The organism is Erysipelothrix sp. HDW6A (genome assembly GCF_011400295.1).
Lineage (GTDB): Bacteria > Bacillota_I > Bacilli_A > Erysipelotrichales > Erysipelotrichaceae > Erysipelothrix.
In genome coordinates this window covers 1,923,412-1,947,948 of record NZ_CP049859.1, presented here as the reverse complement: position 1 = coordinate 1,947,948, position 24,537 = coordinate 1,923,412, and the positions used below count along the sequence as shown (strand labels likewise).

25 protein-coding genes are annotated in these 24,537 nt (G+C 35.9%); all 25 read left to right on the top strand.

The window, feature by feature from the left end; translation table 11 throughout:
- Positions 1–54: 54 nt before the first annotated feature.
- The 25 genes from G7059_RS09955 to G7059_RS09835 all read left to right on the top strand — a co-directional run bounded on the left by G7059_RS09955 (position 55) and on the right by G7059_RS09835 (position 24,444).
- Positions 55–768, top strand: a complete 714-nt coding sequence (locus tag G7059_RS09955; RefSeq protein ID WP_370519182.1) for a response regulator transcription factor — start codon at positions 55–57, stop codon at positions 766–768.
- Positions 765–2,837 carry a sensor histidine kinase KdpD gene (locus G7059_RS09950; protein ID WP_166081948.1) on the top strand — a complete coding sequence of 691 codons (2,073 nt, stop codon included), beginning with the start codon at positions 765–767 and terminating at the stop codon, positions 2,835–2,837. The genes G7059_RS09955 and G7059_RS09950 overlap by 4 nt, the downstream gene beginning before the upstream one ends.
- Positions 2,838–3,135: 298 nt before the next feature.
- Positions 3,136–3,480, top strand: coding sequence for a hypothetical protein (locus tag G7059_RS09945; protein ID WP_166081947.1), 345 nt, complete (start codon positions 3,136–3,138; stop codon positions 3,478–3,480).
- Complete coding sequence (locus G7059_RS09940) at positions 3,467–4,162, top strand: F0F1 ATP synthase subunit A (protein WP_166081946.1); 696 nt, start codon at positions 3,467–3,469, stop codon at positions 4,160–4,162. Before G7059_RS09945 ends, G7059_RS09940 begins: the two co-directional genes overlap by 14 nt.
- Entirely contained in the window at positions 4,155–4,394 is a 240-nt protein-coding gene (atpE, locus tag G7059_RS09935; RefSeq protein ID WP_166081945.1) for an ATP synthase F0 subunit C, read from the top strand. The genes G7059_RS09940 and atpE overlap by 8 nt, the downstream gene beginning before the upstream one ends.
- Positions 4,395–4,408: 14 nt before the next feature.
- Positions 4,409–4,909, top strand: a complete 501-nt coding sequence (locus G7059_RS09930; RefSeq protein WP_166081944.1) for an ATP synthase F0 subunit B — start codon at positions 4,409–4,411, stop codon at positions 4,907–4,909.
- A complete protein-coding gene (locus G7059_RS09925) occupies positions 4,906–5,406 on the top strand; it encodes a FoF1 ATP synthase subunit delta (protein WP_166081943.1) in 501 nt (166 codons plus the stop codon). The genes G7059_RS09930 and G7059_RS09925 overlap by 4 nt, the downstream gene beginning before the upstream one ends.
- Positions 5,403–6,926 (top strand): F0F1 ATP synthase subunit alpha, encoded by a 1,524-nt coding sequence (gene atpA / locus G7059_RS09920; protein WP_166081942.1) that lies wholly within the window; start codon positions 5,403–5,405, stop codon positions 6,924–6,926. Before G7059_RS09925 ends, atpA begins: the two co-directional genes overlap by 4 nt.
- Complete coding sequence (locus tag G7059_RS09915; RefSeq protein ID WP_166081941.1) at positions 6,916–7,680, top strand: F0F1 ATP synthase subunit gamma; 765 nt, start codon at positions 6,916–6,918, stop codon at positions 7,678–7,680. The genes atpA and G7059_RS09915 overlap by 11 nt, the downstream gene beginning before the upstream one ends.
- Positions 7,680–9,065: a F0F1 ATP synthase subunit beta gene (gene atpD, locus G7059_RS09910; protein ID WP_370519192.1), complete on the top strand. Its 1,386-nt coding sequence runs from the start codon at positions 7,680–7,682 to the stop codon at positions 9,063–9,065. The genes G7059_RS09915 and atpD overlap by 1 nt, the downstream gene beginning before the upstream one ends.
- A complete protein-coding gene (locus tag G7059_RS09905; protein ID WP_370519181.1) occupies positions 9,052–9,399 on the top strand; it encodes a hypothetical protein in 348 nt (115 codons plus the stop codon). Before atpD ends, G7059_RS09905 begins: the two co-directional genes overlap by 14 nt.
- Positions 9,396–10,739, top strand: a complete 1,344-nt coding sequence (locus G7059_RS09900; RefSeq protein ID WP_240920494.1) for a TrkH family potassium uptake protein — start codon at positions 9,396–9,398, stop codon at positions 10,737–10,739. Before G7059_RS09905 ends, G7059_RS09900 begins: the two co-directional genes overlap by 4 nt.
- A gap of 10 nt (positions 10,740–10,749) precedes the next feature.
- Complete coding sequence (locus G7059_RS09895; RefSeq protein WP_166081938.1) at positions 10,750–11,409, top strand: TrkA family potassium uptake protein; 660 nt, start codon at positions 10,750–10,752, stop codon at positions 11,407–11,409.
- A gap of 97 nt (positions 11,410–11,506) precedes the next feature.
- Positions 11,507–12,358 carry a MurR/RpiR family transcriptional regulator gene (locus tag G7059_RS09890; protein ID WP_166081937.1) on the top strand — a complete coding sequence of 284 codons (852 nt, stop codon included), beginning with the start codon at positions 11,507–11,509 and terminating at the stop codon, positions 12,356–12,358.
- Positions 12,359–12,473: 115 nt separating this feature from the next.
- Positions 12,474–13,307, top strand: a complete 834-nt coding sequence (locus tag G7059_RS09885) for a Cof-type HAD-IIB family hydrolase (RefSeq protein WP_166081936.1) — start codon at positions 12,474–12,476, stop codon at positions 13,305–13,307.
- 63 nt (positions 13,308–13,370) lie between these two features.
- Entirely contained in the window at positions 13,371–14,348 is a 978-nt protein-coding gene (locus G7059_RS09880) for an aldo/keto reductase (protein WP_166081935.1), read from the top strand.
- A gap of 214 nt (positions 14,349–14,562) precedes the next feature.
- Positions 14,563–15,831 carry a PTS sugar transporter subunit IIC gene (locus G7059_RS09875; RefSeq protein ID WP_166081934.1) on the top strand — a complete coding sequence of 423 codons (1,269 nt, stop codon included), beginning with the start codon at positions 14,563–14,565 and terminating at the stop codon, positions 15,829–15,831.
- Positions 15,832–15,887: 56 nt separating this feature from the next.
- Entirely contained in the window at positions 15,888–17,819 is a 1,932-nt protein-coding gene (locus G7059_RS09870) for a transcription antiterminator (RefSeq protein ID WP_166081933.1), read from the top strand.
- A 16-nt stretch (positions 17,820–17,835) separates the two neighbouring features.
- Positions 17,836–18,165 (top strand): PTS sugar transporter subunit IIB, encoded by a 330-nt coding sequence (locus tag G7059_RS09865; protein WP_255489626.1) that lies wholly within the window; start codon positions 17,836–17,838, stop codon positions 18,163–18,165.
- Complete coding sequence (locus G7059_RS09860; protein WP_166081931.1) at positions 18,158–19,585, top strand: 6-phospho-beta-glucosidase; 1,428 nt, start codon at positions 18,158–18,160, stop codon at positions 19,583–19,585. The genes G7059_RS09865 and G7059_RS09860 overlap by 8 nt, the downstream gene beginning before the upstream one ends.
- A 159-nt stretch (positions 19,586–19,744) precedes the next feature.
- Positions 19,745–20,575: a DegV family protein gene (locus tag G7059_RS09855; RefSeq protein WP_166081930.1), complete on the top strand. Its 831-nt coding sequence runs from the start codon at positions 19,745–19,747 to the stop codon at positions 20,573–20,575.
- A complete protein-coding gene (locus G7059_RS09850) occupies positions 20,575–21,291 on the top strand; it encodes a hypothetical protein (RefSeq protein WP_166081929.1) in 717 nt (238 codons plus the stop codon). Before G7059_RS09855 ends, G7059_RS09850 begins: the two co-directional genes overlap by 1 nt.
- 13 nt (positions 21,292–21,304) lie before the next feature.
- Entirely contained in the window at positions 21,305–22,687 is a 1,383-nt protein-coding gene (locus G7059_RS09845) for a phosphatidylserine/phosphatidylglycerophosphate/cardiolipin synthase family protein (RefSeq protein WP_166081927.1), read from the top strand.
- A 41-nt stretch (positions 22,688–22,728) separates the two neighbouring features.
- A complete protein-coding gene (locus G7059_RS09840; RefSeq protein ID WP_166081926.1) occupies positions 22,729–23,235 on the top strand; it encodes an aromatic acid exporter family protein in 507 nt (168 codons plus the stop codon).
- A 21-nt stretch (positions 23,236–23,256) separates the two neighbouring features.
- The gene (locus G7059_RS09835; protein ID WP_166081925.1) at positions 23,257–24,444 is read left to right on the top strand and encodes an amidohydrolase; all 1,188 of its coding nucleotides are present in this window, start codon (positions 23,257–23,259) and stop codon (positions 24,442–24,444) included.
- Positions 24,445–24,537 lie beyond the last annotated feature (93 nt).

Sequence of the window (24,537 nt, the reverse complement as noted above, 5' to 3'; positions counted from 1 at the left end):
ATATGGAATGGTAGTACATGATGTATAATAAGGAAAGAAGTGGGGATGCGTATAATGAAAAATATATTAATCGTTGAAGATGATGAAGGGATTCGCGAAGCAATAGCTGTCTATATGACACAACAAGGTTACAATCCAATCCTTTGTGGCAATGGAGAAGAAGGTTTACAAGCTATGAAGCTTCATACAATTCATCTTGCAATTGTAGATATCATGATGCCGGTAATGGATGGCATTGAGATGACCCTCCATGCACGAAAAACATATGATTTTCCAATCGTCTTTTTAAGTGCGAAATCTGAAGACATTGATAAAATTACGGGATTAAACATCGGTGCAGATGACTATGTTACCAAGCCATTTGGTTCCATGGAACTTATCGCTCGTGTGAAAAGTCATTTAAGACGTTATGAACGTATGCTTGAATATAAGGAAAATACGAAACAACCAAAGGAAAAAACAAAACTTCAAGTTGGACTAATCGAACTTGATATTTATCAAAAGAAAGTATGGGTTGAGGACAAGCGTGTTCATTTGACACCGAAAGAATTTCAAATTCTAGAACTCTTCATGAATAATCCCAATCGTGTTTTATCTGCCGAACAAATTTATGAATCAGTTTGGCAAGAAATGGCAATAAATACAGAAACTATTATGGTTCATATTAGGAAATTAAGAGAGAAAATAGAAGTAGATCCAAAGAATCCACAATACATAAAAGTAGTATGGGGAGTTGGCTACATTCTAGAAGGAGATGTTACCACGTGAAAAAACGTACAATAATATATTATGCGATACTTCTGCCAATTATTATTGCCTTAAGTATGACGATGTTTGCAAGTTATCAAAGTAAGGGTGTTACTTACAATGCCGTTAACAATTCAATTGACAATGATTTACCAAATCTAGTTTTAAAACTTACCCAAGAAGCTGGATTCGATGTTGATATAATGACTAACGGTGAAAGTAATGCGACCTTGAAGGAAATTTTTGAAAAGCGTGTTTCTCAAAATGCTAAAAACATACTTGAAGACTCACATCTTCAATATACAGTTGTGGACAAACTGAGCAATGAGGTTCTATTTACGAATGTGGAAGATACTTCTTCCGTTTATGAAAATAAGGCTTACTACTTTCCCTTAGAATTATCGTTTTCAGACGAAGGTTATATATCAAGAGACAGCAGTAGTTACACACGAAGATACTCAGTAATGGAGTCCGTTGTATACTATGGCAATCGTTACCTATCGGAATCTGATCCTTTGATGAAACTTCTAGATTCTAAAGAATCAGTGAGCCTACCTAATAATTTAAAATTTATCATTAACGTTGATGAAGGTGTCCTAACAGATACAAGTAGTTACCTTTACCAGCAGTCAATCCGATATAATGATGAATTCATGGTATATTCTATTATAGGAATGGCAATTGCTTTCGGAATACTCTTCATCTTTATCTTAGTATATCCTCTAAGTATTACTCGTGAGGTTGGAATTCATAGTTTTATGATTCAACAAAAAGCGTTGTTTAATGTTATTGCGGTTGGGATTGTGGCGACAGCTACAGGTCTATTATCGATGTTTATGACAGACATTACATCAACTGGAAAACTAACGGTGTGGGTCCAAGAATACATTGTCGTTCCGTATGGACTCAAGTCACCTACAGGTCTTGTCGCAATCATTAATATTTTATCCTGGTCAATACTCTTTTATGTAATGACGCTGATTGCTTTCTACATTAAATATATGTTTGCGGATGGTTTTGGTCGATTCTTAGTTGAAGATACAGTGCTTGGTAGTATATTACGATTCTTTAAACGAACAATCCATTCAATCTTAAGTGTAGATCTCACGAAGAAAAATAATGTAATGATATTTGTCGCTGTCTTTGCGACCCTACTGCTAATTGCTTTTCTTCTTCAACTAGGACTATTTGGGCTCTTACTTCTCTTTATTCTATCCTTTGCATTTATTGTCCTCGTATTAAAGAAACAAGATCAGATCCAACTTCAATATGTGGAACTCTTAGAGACAATTCGTCGTATTGGAAATGGGAACTTTAATGATATTAGTGAAGAAGCAGAACATGGAATATTTAGATTAGCATATCAAGCTTTATCTCATGTTCGGATTGGGTTTAAGAAAGCTGTTCGTGATGAAGTAAAATCTCAAAATATGAGAACAGAATTATTGACTAATGTATCCCATGATTTAAAGACTCCTGTGACAGGAATTCGTAATTACGTAGAGCTACTACAAAATCCAGAGACAACACAAGAACAACAATCAGAATATGTTGAGAAACTTGATTCGTATTCAAAACGCTTAACAGTACTCATCGAAGACTTATTTGAGTTGAGTAAAGTAAACAGTGGTAATATCCAATTAAATAAAGAACCACTGAATATTGTCTCGCTATTAGAACAAGTATATGCAGAGCATCATGATGAGTTTGATAAACAACAACTTACTGCAGTGTGGAAAATAGATGAAGACATTCCTCTTATATCTTTAGATGGTAATAAAACACAACGTATTTTCGATAATATCTTCAGTAATGTTCTAAAGTATAGCTTGGAGAACACACGGGTCTATATAAGTATTGAACATCGTGATGGTGTAAGTATTGAAGTTAAAAACATTGCCCGTCAACAGCTTGATTTTGAACCTGAAGAGATTGTAGAACGCTTTGTACGAGGAGATCGTTCAAGGAATCAACAAGGTAGTGGATTAGGTCTTTCAATCGTTCAAAGTTTTACTCAAGCACAAGATGGTGACATGAAAATTGAGACCGATGGCGACCTCTTTAAGATAATTCTAAACTTTCAAAAATAAGAAGACTTAGGTCTTCTTTTTTAAATGTGATATGCTAGTAATGTAAGCTAGAAAATCTCAAACAGACAGTATTGATTTTGATAGCGCTTTGTTAGTGAAATATCACAATAAACAGTGAATATTTTGATGCTTTTCATTGTAATGAAATAGCCATTGTGATATTATCAACAAGTGGGTAAACCATAATGCTATTAAAGGTCAAACTTAAGTGTTTGAGGCGTTGTTTTTCTAGGGCGGGAAAAACGGTGTCCCAGGCACTTTTCTGCATTTTTAGAATAAGGGGTGATAAAGAATGAATATGAAATATAGTGTAGTAGCACTATTCATCGGTATAGCGTTAATGTTTGTATCTCTACCTATTGGCGGAGGCTTTATCGTTGGTGTTATTGCATTAAGTGTTCTAAAGTTTCTTAGGAAGAAATTCTATACAGTTATTTTAGAACAAGAGACATTTAATGTCCGTCAATACATAGGATATGTCATCATGACAATGATTCTTATCATTGGTCCATTAGGATTGTCATTTTTTATGCAAGATATTATCAGTCCATATTCAGTGTTTGCAGTATTTTTCTTAGATAGAATCTATCTTTACCTTTCAAATCTCTTTAAGAAAGAAGGTGAATCACATGTATCAAGCTGAGCAGATATCAATTCTCATAATAACGTGTGTATTATCAGCTGCATTTATATTTGTAGGTTCGAAGATAAGAAAATTATCGCCTAGGGATGTTCCTAAAGGACCCCTATTAGCGGTAGTACTTGGAGTTGAGATGTTGATCAACTTTACTGTTGAGAACATGGGGAAGAAACACGGAAGAACGATGGCAGCATATATAGGAAGTGTCTTTATTTATATATTTGTTGCGAATATATCGGGTCTCTTTGGTTTACAAGCACCAACATCTAACTTTAGTGTAACCTTAGTATTAGCACTGATTACGTGGCTTATGATTCAGATTACAAAAATACGAGAGAATGGCTTTAAAGGATACCTTAAAGGATTCCTGGATCCATTTCCCTTATTCCTTATTCCGAATATATTCTCAACGGTAGCGCCCTTAATTAGTATGTCGTTGCGTTTATTTGGGAACGTTATTTCAGGATCAGTTATTATGGGCTTGATTTATACATTTACTGCATGGTTAAGCTCGTTTATTCCGTTTAACGTAGCAGGATTTAACTTTGTATCTTTGGTTGTTACACCATGGTTACATTTATATTTTGATTTATTCTCTGGATTTCTCCAGGCATTTATATTTATATCGTTAACATCTATTTTTATAGCTATTGAATATAGCGATGAGGAGGAAAATTATGGATAGCGTAAGTATTGGTAAAGGATTGGTTGCTATTGCAGCCGCACTCGCAGTTATGACAGGTATCTTTTCTACAATTGGACAAGGATACGCAGCAGCTAAAGCTGTTGAAGCAGTTGGTAAAAACCCAGAAGCAAACAAAGAAATCCGAGCAATGTTAATTCTTGGTGCTGGTATTGCTGAAACAGCTGCTATTTATGGTATGTTAATTGCATTTATTTTAATCTTTGTATTCTAAAATAGGAGGCTAGTATGGTAGATATTGCAGCAAAATTATTTCCCAATGTTGTGACAATTCTTAGCCAACTATGTGCAACCTATATTATTTATCGTTTATATCGCAAATACATCCATCAATCAGTCTTGAACTATCTTGATGCGCGTGAACAAGCTATGACAGAAGCAAGTGAAACTGCTGAATTTGTTAAAAAAGAAGCAGAATTAAATAAAGAAAAACTTGCTCAAGAGCGCAAGCAAATGCTTCGAGAAGTTGATGACGTTAAATCTGCATTAATGAAAGAAGCAAATGATAGCTACGCAAGTCGTTTGGATGAAGCAAATCGCGTTATGGAACAAGAAGAAAAATCATTTAGACAATCTTTAGAAGTTCAAAAACAAGAAATGGTCAAAGATGTTGAAGAACATGCTGTTGATCTTGCTTATGAGCTTTCGAAGAAGACATTAAATGAATTTGATATGAGCGAAGAGATGATGTTAAAAAGACTTGAAGAATCGATTGGTAAAGTGAAATGATCGATCTTTATGCTCAAGCGCTTTATCAATCAGCTCAGGATGTTTTAGTTTGCTATGATGCACTGGATTCATTAAATAAAGTCACGACATCGATTGAACGTTTTGTAAATCGTTGTGAACAATCACAACAGTTTTATGGTGAAGTACTCGAAATATTCGAAGAAACATATCCTAAAGAACTGGTGTCATTTATTAACGTATTATATGAAGACGGCATGTTACGTCAAATTCCAAGAATCTTGGAGTATTATCGTGACGAGTTAATCAATGATAATAAACTGTGTGTTGCACGTATAGAAATGAGCAAGGAATTATCAAATCAATTTAAAGAACGTATAGAAGCTCTTATCAAAGAAGAACATCCAATGCGTTTAGAAATGACATATGTATTAAATGAAGACTTAATTGGAGGTTTACGAGTCACAATAAATCATCAACAATTTGATTTATCGTATCTTGGTAAACTTCAAAGTATTGTAAGTGAGGTGAGGTCATGAGTTTACAATCAGAACAAATCATTGAAAAATTAAAAGAGAGAATTCAATCGATTGAACTGCCTGATCTATCAGAAGAACACGGTGTTGTTAGTACTGTTGGTGATGGTATTGCTTTCGTTCGTGGTTTAAGAGATGTAGTTTCTGGAGAATTGCTAAAATTCGATGGGGATACCTATGGTCTTGCATTAAACCTCGAAGAAAATCAAGTTGGGGTTGCTCTTTTAGGGAGTGATATGAACATTCGTGAAAACGACATTGTTCGTAGAACCTCACATGTTGTTCAAGTTGGTGTTGGAGATGCTTTACTTGGTCGTGTTGTTGATGCTTTAGGGCGTCCAATCGATGGTAAAGGGGATATTAAACCTGACGCTATGTTAAACCTTGAACGCATGGCACCTGGTGTTATGACACGTGAGAGTGTTCATGAGTCATTATTTACTGGAATGAAAATCGTTGATGCTATGATACCAATCGGCAAAGGTCAACGTGAATTAATTATTGGGGACCGTCAAACTGGTAAGACAAGTATGATTTTAAGTACAATCTTAAGTCAAAAAGGTCAAAACGTTAAATGTGTTTATGTAGCAATCGGACAAAAAGCTTCAACTGTTGCTCGTGTTGTTAAAAAACTTCAAGATCATGGAGCTCTTGATTATACTGTAATAGTTTCAAGTGCTGCTGATGAGTCTGCACCACTTCAATACATTTCACCTTATACAGGGTGTGCAATTGCTGAATATTGGATGGATAAAGGTGAGGATGTTTTAGTTATCTATGATGACTTATCAAAACATGCTGTTTCTTATCGTACCATTTCACTCTTGTTACGTCGTCCTTCGGGTCGTGAAGCGTATCCTGGTGATGTTTTCTACTTGCACTCACGTTTATTAGAGCGTTCTGCAAAACTTAACAAACAATATGGTGGTGGGTCTATGACTGCTCTACCAATAATTGAAACTCAAGCAGGAGATATTAGTGCGTATATTCCTACAAACGTTATCTCAATTACTGATGGTCAGTTATTCTTAAACTTAGATGCATTCAATGCAGGACGTCGTCCTGCGGTAGATAGTGGACTTTCTGTTTCACGTGTTGGTTCAGCAGCTCAAACAAAAGCAATGAAGCATGTTTCATCATCACTAAAACTTGAACTCGCTTCTTACTATGAACTTCTATCCTTTGCACAATTTAGTAGTGACTTAGATCCAGAAACAAAACGTATTATTGATCATGGGGAACGTCTTGTCGAACTTCTTAAACAAGAAGATTCAAGTCCACTATCTCATGAAATGATCGTTTTAAGTTTATTCCTAAACAAATACGGATATCTCGATGAACTAGAAGTAAAAGATGTTCTACCGTTTGAAGCATTAATGCACAAACGTATGAGTACCGTCTATAAAGAAATAGTAGATACGATTGCAGAAACCCATGAGCTTTCCGATGAAACAATCGAATCATTGAAAACAATCATGCCGCAACTGATTCAAGAGTATCGGGACATGAATTATGGCTCGTAGTCTAAGTAGTCTTAAAAAAAGAATGGCGACCATAACAACAACTCAAAAGATTACAAACACAATGAAGCTTGTATCAATGAGTAAGTTACAACGTTATGCAAACCTTAGAGATCAGTTCAAAGATTATTACAATGCGTTAATGGATCAACCTTTAGAAGCAATCCAATCTGATAAAGAAAAACTAGCAATCTGTATAGTTCCTGATTTAGGATTGGTATCAACATTTACTAAAGGTATCCTTAACTATTGTTTGAATCATGAGATTAAACATGTCTTATGGATTGGTCATCAAAATTATGAAACAATCGAACGACATCCATCGTTGTTTGTTCATAATGACAAAATTTCAAGTGAAAAAGTAACAAAAGCACAGCTTCAAGAAATGATTGATGAACTTAAAGATTCATACAATCTTGTGGCTTTAGAGGTAGGATTAATTCAACGTTCAACCATGAAAATTGAAGAAATCCCTGTATTCTATTCCTTAAAGTTTAGTGATACAACACTCTACGAACCTAACTTTGAAGAAGTCTCTACAAAGACATGTCAAGTTGTTGCTTTAGCAATCCTTGAACACATTCGATTATTAAATAAAGCCTCAGAACACATGCTTCGTCAAATTGCTATGGATAAAGCAAGTGAGAGTGCTGAAGATATGCTCGACAGTTTGAAACAAGATTACAACAAACTTCGTCAAGAACGTATTACCCAAGAAATATCGGAAATTGTTTCCGGAAAGGAAGTGAGTGAATGATAGAAGGTAGAATTAGTCAAGTTATTGGTCCTGTTGTGGACGTAGTATTTGATCGCGAATCAATGCCAAAGTTATACCATGCATTAATCGTTGAATCGACTCCTCCTATTACATTAGAAGTTGCTCAACACGTTGGTCATGATAGTGTTCGTTGTATCGCAATGAATCCTACCGATGGCTTGTCACGTGGTATGAAGGTATTAAGTACGAACGCACCAATCAAAGTACCTGTTGGTACAGAAATATTAGGTCGTATGTTTAATGTCCTTGGCGAGCCTATTGATGGCTTTGAATGGGATTTTAAAGGTGAAAAGAAATCAATTCACCGTAGTGCACCTTCATTTGAAGAACAAATGACATCAACACAAATCTTAGAAACAGGAATTAAAGTTATTGATTTACTTTGTCCTTATCCACAAGGTGGTAAAATTGGATTGTTTGGTGGTGCTGGTGTTGGTAAAACAGTCTTAATGCAAGAGTTGATTCATAACATTGCAACCAACCACAATGGTCTATCCGTTGTTGCTGGTGTTGGAGAACGTACTCGTGAAGGAAATGACTTGTATCATGAAATGAAAGATTCAGGCGTTCTCGACAATACAGTTCTTGTATATGGTCAAATGAATGAATCACCAGGAGCAAGAATGCGTGTTGCATTATCAGCTCTTACAATGGCAGAACATTTCCGTGATGAGAAACATCAAGATGTTCTCTTATTCATCGACAATATTTTCCGTTTCACACAAGCGGGTTCCGAAGTATCAGCGCTTTTAGGTCGTATGCCTTCAGCTGTTGGATACCAACCAACCTTAGCAACTGAAATGGGACAATTACAAGAACGTATTACATCAACTCGTAATGGATCTATTACTTCAGTACAAGCAATCTATGTACCTGCTGATGACTTAACTGACCCAGCAGCCGCAGTTGCTTTCTCGCACCTTGATGCGAAAACTGTTCTTGATCGTAATATCGCAGCACTTGGTATTTACCCAGCTGTTGACCCATTAGAATCAGGCAGTAACTTATTAACAGCAGATGTTGTTGGAGCAAAACACGTACGTGTTGCTAATGAAGTCCAACAATATCTCCAAAAATATAAAGAACTTCAAGATATGATTGCAATCTTAGGGATTGATGAGCTTAGTGACAGCGATAAATTAGTTGTTAACAGAGCTCGTAAGATTCGTAACTTCTTATCTCAACCATTTACAGTTGCGCAAACATTCTCAGGAATAGAAGGTGCATACGTTTCAATTGAAGATACGATTCGTAGTTTCCAAGCAATTCTTGATGGCGAAGTTGATAACATTTCAGAATCACATTTCTTATTTGCGGCAACAATTGATGACGTAAAGGAACGTGCAAATCATGTTTCAGCTTAATGTTTACTGCATGAACAAGAAAATATACTCCGATGACGTGAGTTCATTAACCATTCCCACAGTTGACGGAATGAGAACTTTATTACCCAATCACATGGATACTCAAATTGTATTGGGCAAAGGGCACGGATATATAAAAATTGATAAGCAAAAGCTCCCATTTTCAATGTATAATGGAATTATTAGTTATGAAAGTAATAAGTGTACACTTTTTGTGGATGCTTGGGTGTTTGATTCATCATGGCAAGAAGACAATCGTGATTTGATACAATCAATGATCGCAAGTCTATCGAAACCGGATCAAACAGCTTTTGAGAGGTTGATTAAAGAGTGAGTAAATTAAAGAACAAATTAAAGACGTGGTCAATCCTCCAACTCATCGTTGGAGGATTTAGTACGGTTATCCTAACGGGAACCCTGCTATTAATGCTACCAATATCCACGCAAACTGGGGAAATAACGCCATTTCTTGATGCACTATTTACAGCTACATCAGCAACCTGTGTAACGGGGCAAGTAACCCTCAACACAGCTGCACATTGGAGTTATTTTGGTAAGACAGTAATCATTACGATGATTGAAATCGGTGGCTTAGGTTTTATGACTGTCATCGTCTTACTCTTCTTCTTTATTGGTAAGAAACTGAATATTAAACAACGTAAAGTAGTTTCAGAGTCATTAAACCTGGACAGTATCTCAGAAGCATCTGATCTCGTTAAATATGTTATTCGCTTTGCGGTTGTTGTACAAATCGGGGGAGCACTTCTTTTATCCATTGATTTCCTTCCGCGTTTTGGACTATGGAAAGGAATTTATTTCTCGCTATTCCATAGTATATCAGCATTCTGTAATGCCGGTTTTGATTTGTTTGGTGATAGTCTTATCTCGTTCCAATCAAACCCATTGGTTCTCTTAACAATTAGTTCACTCATCATTATTGGTGGTCTAGGATTTATTGTGTGGAGAGATCTTCTTACGTTTAAAAGAAATAAGAAATTACTACTTCATACACGTATTGTTGTGATTATCACTTCGATACTCTTAGTTGGAAGCTTTCTTCTCTTATTTATGAGTGAAACAAAAAATGGTACCTTCTCATCCTTATCACTAGGTGATCGTATCATCAACGTTTGGTTTATGGCTGTTACACCACGTACTGCTGGATATGCAAACATTGATTATATGATGGTATCTAAGTTTGGTATTCTCCTAACAATCATTCTAATGTTTATTGGGGGATCATCAGGTTCTACTGCTGGTGGAGTTAAAGTTACATCTATTGCGGTTATTGCTATCTATTTAGTTAAAGCAATGCGTGGCGAAGAACCGGTGTACAATCACCGTACCATTCCTATAGAACGTGTTAAACGTTCCCTCATGCTCGTAGCTATGGGGATCACTGTTGTCTCCGTAAGTGCCTTAATACTTACCGCTACAGAGACGATTCCAGCAGGGGTAGGTATTGAATACATCTTAGTAGAGGTATTCTCTTGCTTTGGTACTGTAGGCCTTACAATGGGCTTAACACCACATCTTACAGCAATTGGTAAACTTGTACTCATATTCTTAATGTTTGTCGGACGTATTGGTTTAATTACATTCTTCTGGTCCTTCAAACCAACAAACAAAGATCAAAAAATACGTTACCCTGAAGGTAATGTGCTCGTAGGCTAGGAGGATTCTTATGAAAAAACAAACAATCGCAGTTTTAGGTCTTGGACTTTTTGGAACTGCCGTAGCTCGAGAATTAGCAGAAAATGGTGCTGATGTTATTGCATTAGACTTAAACATGGAACATGTTGAAGAAGTTATTGATGTTGTAGAGCATGCTGTTCAAGCAGACTTTACTAAGATTGAACAACTTGTCGCAGCAGGTGTTGATACGTGTGATATCGCAATTATTGCGACAGGTGAAAAACTAGAAATCACTATCTTAGGAATTATGAACCTTAAGAAGCTTGGTATTAAGGAAGTTGTTGTTAAAACAAAGAACTTCACATACCAAGAAGTGCTTCAAAAAGTTGGAGCTGACCGTGTCGTACTTCCAGAAGTTGAAATGGGAGTAAGACTCGCTCATGAACTCGTAAGTACAGATGTGCTTGATTTAATTCGCCTCGATGATCAATACCATGTTATCGAAATGCATGTACTCCCTGAATGGGTAGGTAAAAGCATTGATGAGTTAAACGTCCGTGAGAAACACGGTATTAACATTATTGCCATGCGTCAAACAGGTTCTAAACAATTAAACATCACAATTAAACCAGATTACATCGTTCAAGAAAGTGATATTATCATCGCTTTATCAGAAGATGAATTCGTAGTAAAATCTAAGAAACTCTAAAGAAGGTGTTACTCATTGCGAGTAGCACTTTTTCTTTACTTAGTAAAAATTGATAGGAATTAGAAAATGCGATGGTATAATGGGGATGGTGATAAAGATGGATATTCTAGCACAATTACAACTTCTCGAGGACTTAACAAACTCAGAAAAGACTTTAGCTAACTATATTATTAATAACGCTCACAACATCCCCAACATGAGTTCACAAGAAATCTGTGAGGGAGCTTTTGTTTCGGTTTCTACGATATACCGTCTCATTACAAAATTAGAACTTAGTGGTATTAATGATCTAAAAGTTAAGATTGCGAAAAGTAAAGGAAGTAATACGACTGCATCACGCATTGATTTTAATTTCCCAATTGTACCAACAGATCACATATCAGATCTATCTGATAACCTTAAGAATCTTTATGAAGAAACTTTATCCAGTACACGTGCTCTGTTTAATAAAGAAGTCCTTTTAGAAGTATCAAAGGAAATGTTGAAAGCTAATAGGATAACACTCTTTACCTCGAGCTCCAATGTCTATTTCGCTCAGAACTTTCAATTTCAAATGCAAGAGATTGGTGTGTATGTTGATGTTCCTTCCGAAGATTACATGATGCGACTCGCTGCATCCAATTCAAGCGCTGATGATCTTGCGATTGTTATTTCGTTTGGAGGAAGAGGTAAGACTACCCGAGAAGTAGTGAAAATCCTTAAAGCGAATAAGACAAAGATTGTCTTAATTACTTCAACACAAGATAACCCGTTAAAGGAGATTGCCGATTACCATATTTTCATGACATCCTTTGAAGATCACTATCAAAAGGTATCGTCATTTTCGTCTAGACTGTCTCTTTTATATATCTTAGACATGCTATACTCAATCTATTTCACAGAAAACTATGAACAAAATGTACACAATAAACTACAAAGTTACAGAAAGATGGAACCAAGTTTGGAATAAATCTTTCTTTTTTTATGTCTTACGATAGAAGTTTGAGAAATTAGTACCATTATTCGTTGTAAAGCTTCAAAATAACTATTCACTTGATATAATCAAAGCATAAGTGAGGGACAATATGACAATAAAAGCAATCGTGCTAGATATGGATGGCACATTATTAAATAGTAATAAAGAAATTTCAGACTTAACTCGAAAGGCTCTTATTGAAGCTCAAGAAAAAGGCGTAAGGGTTATTCTTGCTTCTGGAAGACCTACTCAAGGTATGACACACTTCGCAAAGGAACTTAAGATGGACGAACATCATGGATTACTTGTTTCTTATAATGGAGCATGTGTTATTGATGTTTCGACGAATGAAACAATCTATGAAAAATCATTAACTGTTGAAGAGGGACAAAAGATTTTACGTCATCTAAGCAAGTTTAAAGTAATTCCAATGGTTGAAAAAGGCGACACGATGTATGTAAACGATGTATTCTCAGGAATGATCAATACCTCTCGTGGTGAAATTAATATTATTCAATATGAATCCCGTGGTGGTGGATACCTCTTGGGTGAAGCAAAAGATTTATCATCAATCGTAGATCATCGTCTTCCTAAGATTCTCGTAGCAGCAGAAAAACAATATTATGATGAACATATACATGAAATATTCAGTCCTTTTGAAGGTCACGTAAATGGTATGTTTAGTGCAGAATTCTATTTTGAATTTACAGCACTTGGTGTTGATAAAGCACAAGCTTTAGATACGGTACTTCATATGTATGATATTGAGGCAGAAGAACTTATTGCGTTTGGTGATGGAGAGAATGACTTGTCATTGATTAACTATGCTGGTATCGGTGTAGCAATGGGTAATGCCGTTGAATCTGTTTTAAAAGCAGCAGATGACGTAACTTTATCGCATGACGAAGATGGAATTGCAGTTTCACTTCAAAAATATCTCTAAAAGGCTTGACTTGGAGTTGACTCCAACTGATATCATGAAATCAAACATACAGGAGGTCGCTCTATGGAATATGTAAAATTAGGAAATACAGGTTTAGAAGTTTCTAAAATATGTTTAGGTGGTATGAGTTTTGGCGATCCAACAAAATGGTTTCACCAATGGGTGCTAAATGAACAAGAAACGGAAGAAATTGTAAAACGTTCCCTAGACTTGGGAATCAACTTCTTTGATACTGCCAATGTTTATTCAATTGGTACGAGCGAAGAATACATGGCTAAGGCATTCAAAAAGCATGCAAATCGTGATCAAATTGTAATTGCTACAAAGGTTCATGGCAAGATGGGCGATGGTCCCAATCAATCAGGACTCTCTCGTAAAACAATCATGCAAGAAGTCGAACATAGCTTAAAAAGATTAGATGTCGACTATATTGATATTCTTTACATTCATCGATGGGATTATGATACTCCTATTGAAGAAGTAATGTGCGCACTCAACGACTTAGTTCGTTCAGGTAAAGTATTATACTTAGGTGCTTCATCGATGTATGCTTGGCAATTTGCGAAAGCTCAACGTATTGCGAAAGAAAATAACTGGACACAGTTTAGCGTAATGCAAGGTCACTATAATTTATTGTATCGTGAAGAAGAACGTGAAATGAATCCAATGTGTAAAGATATGGGAGTTGCTTTGGTACCGTATAGTCCTTTAGCAGCAGGACGTCTAACACGTGATTGGGAATCAACATCCCTTCGTTTTGAAACAGATGCAACTGCTAAACGTAAATACGACAGTACTGAAGATAGTGATCGAGTAATCGTTGATAGGGTTAAAGATATTGCTGATAAGTATCAAGTAACTCGTGCACAAATTGCGATTGCTTGGTTATGGCGTAAAGGTGTAGTATCACCAATCGTAGGTGTTACAAAGGTAAAATACTTAGATGACTTTGTAGCGGCACTCGATGTAACATTAAGTGATGAAGACATGGAATATTTAGAAGAAATGTACGTACCTCATAAGATTATGGGGTATGAGTAATCTCTTAATTTTCTTTAAGAAAGTTAAGAATTAAGAAGTTTGTTTCCATAGAACAAAGCTATAAATAGCGGATAATACCGCCTTTTATAGTGTAATCGACCAGATTTTGCAATCTCATTGTGCAAAATTTGGTCTTTTTATTTGAAGCGGTTTCACTTAAGATAAGTTCATAGGATCCTAACTATAAAAACATAAAAAAGGAGAAGTAAGTTCTATGGAGACATTACAACGAGTTCTTTTACCGGTAGCGGAAAAACTCGACCGAAATCGTTACTTAACAGCAATTAAGAATGGTTTCTTCGTCGCAATGCCATTGTTAATTATCGGTTCAATATTCTTATTGATCACGCAATTACCAATTCCACCATACTTAGCATTTATGAAGTCGGTGCTCGGGGAAAACTGGATGAGCATCTTCCTAAAAGTCAACAGTATGGCTATGGATGTTATGACATTCTACGTTATCTTTGGTATGGCAAAAAGCCTTGCAGGTTTCTACGGTATCGATGAGGGCGCCGGACAAGCTGCATCAATTTTTGCATTCTTAATTCTTACACCAGTCGTAGCAGTAGAAGGTGCAAACTATTTCCCTATTGGTAACTTCGGGGCAGCAGGTTTATTTGTTGGTATGATTACAGCTGTACTTGCAGTTGAAATCTTCCGTTTTATTGATGCACGTGGTTGGAAAATTAAAATGCCTGAATCAGTACCAGGAAACGTTGCTCGTTCATTTGAGGCATTAATTCCAATTCTATTTGTAGCTATTATCTTTAACTTTATCCGTTTAGGATTCGAAGCAACATCATATACAACAGCACATAACTTTATCTTTACAGTGCTACAACAACCACTATTATCACTCGGTAATACATTACCAGCGATGTTAGTAATTATGTTACTTGAATCACTATTCTGGTCATTTGGTCTTCACGGTTCAAACATTGTTGGTGCCGTTATGACATCAATTTGGACAGCATTAACAGTTCAAAATGCTACAGCAGTTCAAGCAGGATTAGCTCCTACAAATATCATTACAAGCCAATTCTATTCAAACTTTGTTAAGATTGGTGGATCAAGCGGAACCATCGGTCTTGCTCTAGCAGCAGTGTTCTTCTCGAAGTCACAACAATACAAGACATTAGGTAAACTTGCAATTGGACCTGCAGTGTTCAATATTAACGAACCATTAGTATTCGGTGTTCCAATTGTGCTTAACCCTATTATGTTAATACCATTCATCATTACACCATTGTTATTAACAACAATTACATACTTAGCAATGTCATCGGGTATTGTTCCGTTAACGAACGGTATCAACTTACCATGGACAATGCCTCCAATTATTTCAGGATTTATCCTAAGTGGATGGCAAGGTGCAGCATTACAAGTTGGGCTTATTGCATTGAGCTTCGGTATCTATTATCCATTCTTTAAAGTTCAAGATAATAAAGCATATGCAATTGAAATTGGTGAAGAAGAGTAACCATACTTTATTCATTTATATGATATGATAGGCATGTATAAACATGCCTATTGTGTTTGAATGGAGGGGTCATTATCAACAAAAAGATATTGATAGATGCAATCACAGGTGATGAGCCAGTACACATAAATCAGTTGATTGAAATTCTTGATTTAAAAGAAAGAACCATTCGTGAATTAATTCGTGTACTAAAAGAAGATGGTAAAGATAATGGCTTTGAAGTGTGTACTGTTCCGAGTAAAGGCTACATGCTAGATGTTAAAGATCCATCAATTTTTGAAGCATATTATTCTAATTTAGATGAAGATGTATATAGCAATAAACGCTATCGCATTATGAAGACTTTGTATTATCTTTTGCAACAAAGTGATTACGTAAGTATGAATGATTTGGCAGAGATGTTATCGGTAAGTAGAAACACAGTGATATCAGACAGTCAACTTATTCACGAGTTCCTAGTTCCTTTTGACTTAGTATTGGACTCAAAACCACATTATGGAATTAAGATTGTTGGAGATGAACATAATGTTCGTCATGCAATCTCGAAATATGTCTTAGAATCTGAAAAACCGTTAGAAAATACTGAAACTTATTTTGATTATATTGCGAATCTTGACGTAGAACGTCTAAGAGATGTTACTAAAAAGTTGTTTGAGCAGTATAATGTAAGTGTAAGTGTGGATGCAATGAATTCCATTGTTGACCACATTAAAATATTATTTTATCGTGCTAAAGATCATAACTTTATTAGTTCTATTACTGAAAGTACCAGCCATATTCCACAAGAGTATTATGATATTGCTACTAAATTAGGAATGTGGATTAAAGAAGAAGAGAAGATAGATTTACCAAAAGAAGAAATCTATTATCTTGCTTCACAGATTGCAGGAAGAACATCAATCTCCACAATTTCTGATTTATATAAATATCTTCTGGTATCACAAATACATGATAACTTAAAAATAATAGATGAAGAATTCGATTCTGAATTCTCTGAAGACGAGATTATTAAAGAAGCTCTATTTATGCATATGTATCCCTTGTTGATGCGTATTTCGCATAAAATGGAACTTCAAAATCCACTAATCGACCTTGTAAGTAGTCGTTATGCAAACGTCTTTCTTGTAGCGTTACGATTTGTGGAACTATGGAATACGATTGAGTTTGTAGATATATCTATTGATGAAATTGGTTATATAGCGCTACACTTTGCGGGTCATTTTGAACGTAAAAAACTTGAAACGTTAAATTCTGTGCGACGAGTTCTGATTGTATCCGAGTTAGGACGTGGCAATATGTTCTTAAACAAACATAAGATATCAAGCATACTACCTAACGCAACAATTGGTACTGCCTCAATTATTAGTCTTGATGAGATTGATGCTATGGACTTAGATGTTGTCTTTTCATCAGTTGACTTTGAGAGTGACAGGGACGATTGTCAGACACCTATTATAAAAATTGATGAGCTTATTGAAGAGGAAGATCTTCCAAATCTTAAGGAGTCAGTAATAGCTTGCCAGAATATCCAGCGTACGACCTTAAATCGTAATTATATGAGTGAGTTACTAAACGAAAAATTTTATCGCAAAATTAAATCAGGAGACTATTTGCAAGAGATTGAATCCCTTGCGAATAGTATGGTTGATGAAGGCTATGCCGATGCATCATTTCCTGAACTTGTATTAAAAAGAGAGCGCATTGTAACAACCGTTTATGGTAACGGAGTTGCTGGCCCTCATGGGATGAAACTGAATGCAATAGAAGAAAGTATAGGGGTTATTATTGTTGAAGAGGATATGACCTACAATGATAGTAAGATTCGCATTATCTTCTTGCTTAATATTTGTAAGGGTAGTTTATTCCTCTATCGTGAAATTACACGTTTCTTAACAGCAATAATGAATGATTCTGATTTAGTTGATCAATTAGTTAACGCATCAGATTATAAAGCTTTCTTAAAAACAGTTGACACTATCAAATATTAGAGAACGGAGGGTGTGTATGATCAAAGTATTGCTGGCCTGCGGGGCAGGCATGTCCTCAAGTTTGTTATTGTCGAGAATCAATAAAGAAATTAACGAAAGTGAGTTGGATATCATTGCACAATCGGTATCCAGCACTGAAATCGAAAACTTCGTTAATGATATTGATGTACTCCTACTTGGGCCACAACTGGCGCATTTGTTTAGATATTTTAAAAAAGAATACGAACCCTATAACATTGCTGTTGGTGTTATCAGCATCAGTGCTTATGGGAATATGGATGGGAAGAGTGTTGCTTCCCAAATTGTAGAACTCAACAGTCAAAGGAGGAAAACTGACAATGAGTAGATTAAGAAAAGATTTTTTATGGGGTGGAGCTACTGCTGCAAACCAATGTGAAGGTGCATACAACCTTGACGGACGTGGTTTAGCAAACGTTGATGTCATTCCTCATGGTAAAGAACGATTTAATGTCGTTACTGGTAAACGCAAAATGTTAGAGTTTGAAGAAGGATTCTATTATCCAGCTCAAAACGCAATCGATATGTATCATCACTATAAAGAAGATATCGCATTGTTTGCGGAAATGGGATTTAAGACATACCGTCTATCCATTGCATGGACACGTATTTTCCCTAAAGGTGATGAATTAGAACCTAATGAAGCAGGACTTCAATTCTATGAAAACATCTTTAAAGAGTGTAAGAAGTATGGAATTGAACCTTTAGTAACAATTACACACTTTGACTGTCCAATCCATTTAATCAAAGAGTATGGTTCATGGAGAAATCGTGAGATGATTACATTCTATGAACGTCTCGTACGTGTTCTCTTTACACGTTATAAAGGACTCGTAAAATACTGGTTAACATTTAATGAGATTAACGTCTTACTTCATGCACCATTTATGGGAGCAGGTATTGTTTTTGAAGAAGGTGAAGATCAAGACACAGTGAAATATCAAGCAGCTCACCATGAACTTGTGGCAAGTGCATTAGCAACTAAGATTGCTCATGAGATTGACCCAGAAAACATGGTTGGTTGTATGCTAGCGGCTGGTGCTGTTTATCCATTAACACCAAAACCTGAAGATGTCTTTGCATCTGTTGAAATGTCACGTGGTAACTTATTCTTAATTGATGTTCAATCATGGGGATACTACCCAAGCTACTTCCTAAAAGAACTTGAGAGAAAGAATATTAAACTTGATATTACAGAAGAAGATAAGAAACTTCTAAAAGAAAATCCAGTTGACTTTATTTCCTTCTCATACTATTCTTCACGAGTAGCAACAGCAGAAAAAACAGTTGAACAATCAGAAGGTAACTTAATCAATACAGTTAAGAACCCATACCTTGAAGCAAGTGATTGGGGATGGCAAATTGATCCACTAGGACTTCGTACAACAATGAATGAATTGTATGATCGTTATCAAAAACCATTGTTTATCGTTGAAAATGGTCTTGGAGCTTATGACAAGGTTGAAGAAAACGGTGAAATCATTGATGACTATCGTATTGATTATCTACGTGCACACATCGAAGCAATGCGTGATGCAGTCGATATCGATGGCGTTGATTTATTAGGATACACAACTTGGGGCCCAATTGACTTAGTATCAGCAGGTACAGGTGAAATGACCAAACGTTACGGATTTATCTATGTTGATCGTGATGATTATGGTAACGGAACTCTTGCACGTAGTAAGAAAAAATCATTTGATTGGTATAAGAAAGTTATCGCATCAAATGGTGAAGATTTAGCTTAAATTGAATAAATATTTAGAAAGTCTTCGGACTTTCTTTTTATATTGTGAAATTATTGTTAATGATTGTTAATATCTGATGAAAAGGAATTAATGACTTAGCTTATGACACCTAAAATTTGATATAGTAATCTTTAAAGCTAAATGCTTGAGGGAGAATTTATGCATATACTAACGGATAGTGCTTCTGATATTACTCTTGAAGAAGCAAAACTTTTAAAAATTGATATCGTACCATTAACAACTACCTTTGGTGATGAAGTATTACCACAAGAGAGTCATGAAGACTTCGACAAATTCTTCAAACGACTGATGGAAAGTGATACCTTACCAGTTACAAGTCAACCATCACCAGCAGCTTACCTAGAGTATTATAATAAGTATGATGAGGACATTCTCGTTATTACTTTATCAACAGGACTAAGTGGAACCTATAACTCTGCAAATCTCGCAAAGGATACCAGTGGTAAAGATAATATTTGGATTGTAGATTCCAAGACTGCGATTTTGGGACAAAGAATTCTTGTTGAACATGCAGTAAAGCTTCGTGATGAAGGAAAATCAGTTCAAGAAATCGCTGAGAAACTGGAATCAATTAAAGATCGAGTTCTTACTTTTGGTGCTTTGGATACCTTAAAATACTTAAAAATGGGAGGTAGAATTCCCACAACACTAGCGACAGTTGGTGAATTCTTACGTATTAAACCTACAATCGTTTTACAAGATGGTGAGTTAAAAGAACTTGGTTTGTCTCGAGGTAGAAAAAAGGCAGTGGAAATGCTTCAACATCAAATCGATAAATATGGTATCGATACTGATTACCCAATCTACTTTGGCTACACTCTTGATAGAGAAAATGGTGCTGAATTTATGGAAGAAACAGAAATGAAGTATAATATTAATGATGCGAAAATGGTTCCCGTAGGGGGAATCATAGGAACTCATGTTGGACCAAACTGTTTAGCATTTGCGTTTGTGATAAAGGATAAATAATGAAGGAAAAATTAAGTCAAAAAGAATTACGAATGAAAAAGAGAAAGACACGGTATGCACAGATACTTTTAGTACTATTAGGTCTTTCCGTATTTTATGCTGCATATATGTTTACACAAGCGCCATCAGGGGTCTCAAATAAAGCCCATGAGTATGTAAAGAGTGATTATATCTTAATGATTCTACAGTGTTCTGTAGGATTTGTGGTCGTGTTTTTACCGTCGCAAGTTGAGAAACGTTTTGGTGTCGAAATACCAGATATAATGGAAATCATCTATTTTGTATTCTTATTTTGTGCAATCTATCTTGGTGAAGTTCAAAACTTTTATTATGTAGTTCCTTACTGGGATAACATACTTCATGCCTTTAGCGCAGCAATGCTGGGTGCATTGGGCTTTGTGGTTGTAAACTTCTTCAACAATAAAGATAATAAGATTATAGAGTTAAGTCCATTCTTTGTTTCCTTCTTTGCTTTAGGATTCGCAACAATATGTGGAGTCATTTGGGAAGTCTATGAATATCTTGCTGACCATATCTTGGGAACTAATATGCAGAAATTTATGACTGCAACGGGTGAAATATTAACAGGTCACGCAGCTCTTGCTGATACCATGGAAGATATCATGATTAATTTTATGGGGGCACTGGTCATTGTAACGTTAGGTTATATTCATTTGAAAAATGTTCAAAGAAAGAATCAGCTAGAATCTAAGTAAAGGAAGTGATTGAATGCTGACTTTACGTAAACTTAGGAACTCACTGTTTCTACTTATACTTGCTATCTTGACCCTTTCTTGGTTACCGTTTATTAAAAGAAGAAAAGTAAGTCAAGAAGCGAAGAATCGAGTAGAAGCTGTTTTTAGTGATGCTCAAAATACAAATGCACAGGTATGCATTCTTGAAGATGGACCGGAAGCATTGGCGGCACGTATTGGACTTATTAATGAAGCTAGGAAGTCAATTGACATTAGTTACTATCGAATCGATACGCATAGTAAGGTAAGCTCTATCTTCTATGGTGCCTTGATAAAAGCTGCTGAGCGTGGAGTCAAAGTAAATCTTGTCGTTGATGCTAAGCTTGGAGGAATTGATTCAGACTTTTTATCAGTCTTAACGAATATTGAAAACATGACAGTCTATTTCTATAATCCTGTATCCTGGTTTCACCCATCAACACTCCAAACAACCTTACATAATAAATACTTGATTGTGGATGACAGATGGATAATCAGTGGAGGAAGAAATATTAAAGATACTTTCTATGAACCAATTCATTCGAAATCATCAACTTCATTAGACTTAGATTTATTGATTGAATGTGAGCTTGAGAGTCACATTTACCAAGATTTTTCGAGCTTGCGTCATTCGTTAATGGATAGTACTGTCTCAAGTATTATGCATAAAAAAAGAAATAAAAGAACTCAGAGCATTGAGGATAAGTTTATCGATGCATATAGAAGGTACAATGAAGAGACAAAGATGGATCTTGCTTCGCTTCAATCAAGAATGTATGAAGTGAGCCGTATCCGAGCTGTTCATAATAATTGCAATCTTGGTCTTAAAGAACCGATTGTTGCTTATGCTTTATATTACTTGGCAAAGCATAATAGAGAATCGATACGAATTCAAAGCCCGTATGTGACTGCAGACAAACGAATATTGGAGATACTTAAAGACATAAATACAAAGTCGAGTCTAAATTTGTATACCAATTCCCTAAAAACCTCACCCAATTATCCAGCCTTCTCAAACTATTGGACTCAAAGAGACAAGTTTATGAATACTGGTACTACGGTATTTGAATACCAAAATCACGAAAATATATCCGTGCATACAAAAGCATACTTATTTGATTCATGGGCTGCAATGGGTTCATTTAATCTTGATAATCGCAGTATTAATATCAATACAGAGACGATGATATTTAGTGATGATATTCATTTTCATGAAGATATCCGCAAGATCTTGGATCGCATTGAAAATCAATCGGTGAATCTAAAGAGTTATGGAGATACATATCATCGTGACTATGATAAACCCGTATCTTTTAAGAAACGATTCGTAATGAGACTCAGCGGTATCTTTTCACGTTTATTTAAATCTTTAATCTAAAACATGGTAAAATAAAAGGGTCGAATGAAAAGAGGCGTACTATGAAGTCGATGTTACCGGGAATGCGGATCATTAAGTCAGTTGTATCTGTCTTTATTGTGTTAGTAATAGCTCATATCTTGAACTATTCAACGCCGTTTTATGCATGCATTGCTTGTGTCATCGTCATGAAATCAAATCCAGATGCAAGTTTAGTTTTTGGAAAAGGTCGAATGATTGGAACCTTGTTAGGGGGATGTATTGGCGGCGTCTTTATTCTGATTACAGGATTTTTATCAGTAGATGCATCAAGTCTTCTCTACATTTTATTGATTAGTTTAGCGCTTCTTGTTGATTTTATGATTGCTAAGGGATTAAAAATTGGTGAATATGCGACCTCAATGTCAGCAATTCTTGTTCTATCAGTACTAATTACTCATAACAGTGATGTAGCGACAATGCTTAGATATATGATTAGTAGAACGGTAGAAACAATGATTGGTATTATTGTGGCGATTCTTGTAAATCGTTACTTAAGTCTTGCTACGATTGAGAAGCATCAAGAATAATAAGTTAAGAGAGGGATACTTATGATAGACAATCAAGTCATACTGAATAAAGTAAAAGAATACAATGATTATATAATTAACACACGTCACTACCTTCATGAAAATCCAGAGTTATCACTTGAAGAATTCAAGACTTCTGAGTTTCTTCAAGAAGAAGTAAGAAAACGTGGTTTAGAAGTAACGATGGTCACAGAAACAGGTTTCTATGCCGTACTCGATACAGGAAGACCTGGAAAGATAATTGGAATGCGTACAGATATTGATGCACTTCCAATACAAGAACAAGATAATAACCTTGCAGGAAAGCGTTTATGTAAGTCTAAGATAGATGGAGTTATGCACGCGTGTGGTCATGATGGCCACATGGCAGCGATGCTTGGTGCTGTGAACATTCTATCGGATCTTAAAGATTCACTAAGTGGAAAGATTGTATTTATTTTTGAAGCAGCAGAAGAGATTGGTGCTGGTGTCAAGGAGATGGTGGCTGCACTTAAACCACTTGGAATTAGTGCAATCTACGGAACTCACCTTGCTTCATTTATGGAAACAGGAACAATCTGTGTTGATGCTGGACCTAGAATGGCTGGATCTGCACTTATCGACATGAACATTATTGGACGTTCAGGTCATGGCTCACGTCCTGACTTATCAATCAATCCGGTATTTGGAGCAGCACAAGTTCTTAATGCTTTATCTGTTGCGTGGGTTAATCAACTGGATGTCAATAAAACTGTTACTCTAGGAATTACCCAAATTATTGGGGGAACTGCTAATAATGTTATTCCTGATAAGGTATATATTTCTGGAAGTCTTCGTTTCTTTGATGTAGAAGCAGGACAAGCTGCACTTGATGTCTTAAAACGTGTCAGTGAACAAACAGCTGCAGTCCATAATTGCCGTGTGGAATTTGGTCCTAATACACGAATGGGAACGCGTCCAGTTATTAATGATGATGCCCTAGCTGCTAAGCAAATTGAAACAGTAGCATCACTATACCCAGGTAAGCTTGTTCATGATGTGAAATGGTATGCATCCGAGTCGTTTAACCGTTACCGAGATGTTGCACCAAGTTTATTCGCTTTTGTAGGAATCGCCAACGAGAAGTATGGAAGTGGTGCTGAGCATCATAATGACTACTTTGATTTGGATGATGATGCCCTTCAATATTCACTAGGTTCAACAGTGCTCTTCGCTCTCAACAATCTATAATATCAATGAATACAAAGAAGTGAACTGCTTAGGTGGTTCACTTTTTCATTACGATTTCAGATAGCTTTCTTTGAACTTAGTAGCTTAGAGGTC

Bases quoted from the DNA above. Each gene is read 5' to 3' on its own strand.
- G7059_RS09955 (WP_370519182.1), top strand. From the start codon at position 55: ATGAAAAATATATTAATCGTTGAAGATGATGAAGGGATTCGCGAAGCA.
- G7059_RS09945 (WP_166081947.1), top strand. From the start codon at position 3,136: ATGAAATATAGTGTAGTAGCACTATTCATCGGTATAGCGTTAATGTTT.
- G7059_RS09940 (WP_166081946.1), top strand. From the start codon at position 3,467: ATGTATCAAGCTGAGCAGATATCAATTCTCATAATAACGTGTGTATTA.
- atpE (WP_166081945.1), top strand. From the start codon at position 4,155: ATGGATAGCGTAAGTATTGGTAAAGGATTGGTTGCTATTGCAGCCGCA.
- G7059_RS09930 (WP_166081944.1), top strand. From the start codon at position 4,409: ATGGTAGATATTGCAGCAAAATTATTTCCCAATGTTGTGACAATTCTT.
- G7059_RS09925 (WP_166081943.1), top strand. From the start codon at position 4,906: ATGATCGATCTTTATGCTCAAGCGCTTTATCAATCAGCTCAGGATGTT.
- atpA (WP_166081942.1), top strand. From the start codon at position 5,403: ATGAGTTTACAATCAGAACAAATCATTGAAAAATTAAAAGAGAGAATT.
- G7059_RS09915 (WP_166081941.1), top strand. From the start codon at position 6,916: ATGGCTCGTAGTCTAAGTAGTCTTAAAAAAAGAATGGCGACCATAACA.
- G7059_RS09905 (WP_370519181.1), top strand. From the start codon at position 9,052: ATGTTTCAGCTTAATGTTTACTGCATGAACAAGAAAATATACTCCGAT.
- G7059_RS09895 (WP_166081938.1), top strand. From the start codon at position 10,750: ATGAAAAAACAAACAATCGCAGTTTTAGGTCTTGGACTTTTTGGAACT.
- G7059_RS09890 (WP_166081937.1), top strand. From the start codon at position 11,507: ATGGATATTCTAGCACAATTACAACTTCTCGAGGACTTAACAAACTCA.
- G7059_RS09885 (WP_166081936.1), top strand. From the start codon at position 12,474: ATGACAATAAAAGCAATCGTGCTAGATATGGATGGCACATTATTAAAT.
- G7059_RS09880 (WP_166081935.1), top strand. From the start codon at position 13,371: ATGGAATATGTAAAATTAGGAAATACAGGTTTAGAAGTTTCTAAAATA.
- G7059_RS09875 (WP_166081934.1), top strand. From the start codon at position 14,563: ATGGAGACATTACAACGAGTTCTTTTACCGGTAGCGGAAAAACTCGAC.
- G7059_RS09865 (WP_255489626.1), top strand. From the start codon at position 17,836: ATGATCAAAGTATTGCTGGCCTGCGGGGCAGGCATGTCCTCAAGTTTG.
- G7059_RS09860 (WP_166081931.1), top strand. From the start codon at position 18,158: ATGAGTAGATTAAGAAAAGATTTTTTATGGGGTGGAGCTACTGCTGCA.
- G7059_RS09855 (WP_166081930.1), top strand. From the start codon at position 19,745: ATGCATATACTAACGGATAGTGCTTCTGATATTACTCTTGAAGAAGCA.
- G7059_RS09850 (WP_166081929.1), top strand. From the start codon at position 20,575: ATGAAGGAAAAATTAAGTCAAAAAGAATTACGAATGAAAAAGAGAAAG.
- G7059_RS09845 (WP_166081927.1), top strand. From the start codon at position 21,305: ATGCTGACTTTACGTAAACTTAGGAACTCACTGTTTCTACTTATACTT.
- G7059_RS09840 (WP_166081926.1), top strand. From the start codon at position 22,729: ATGAAGTCGATGTTACCGGGAATGCGGATCATTAAGTCAGTTGTATCT.
- G7059_RS09835 (WP_166081925.1), top strand. From the start codon at position 23,257: ATGATAGACAATCAAGTCATACTGAATAAAGTAAAAGAATACAATGAT.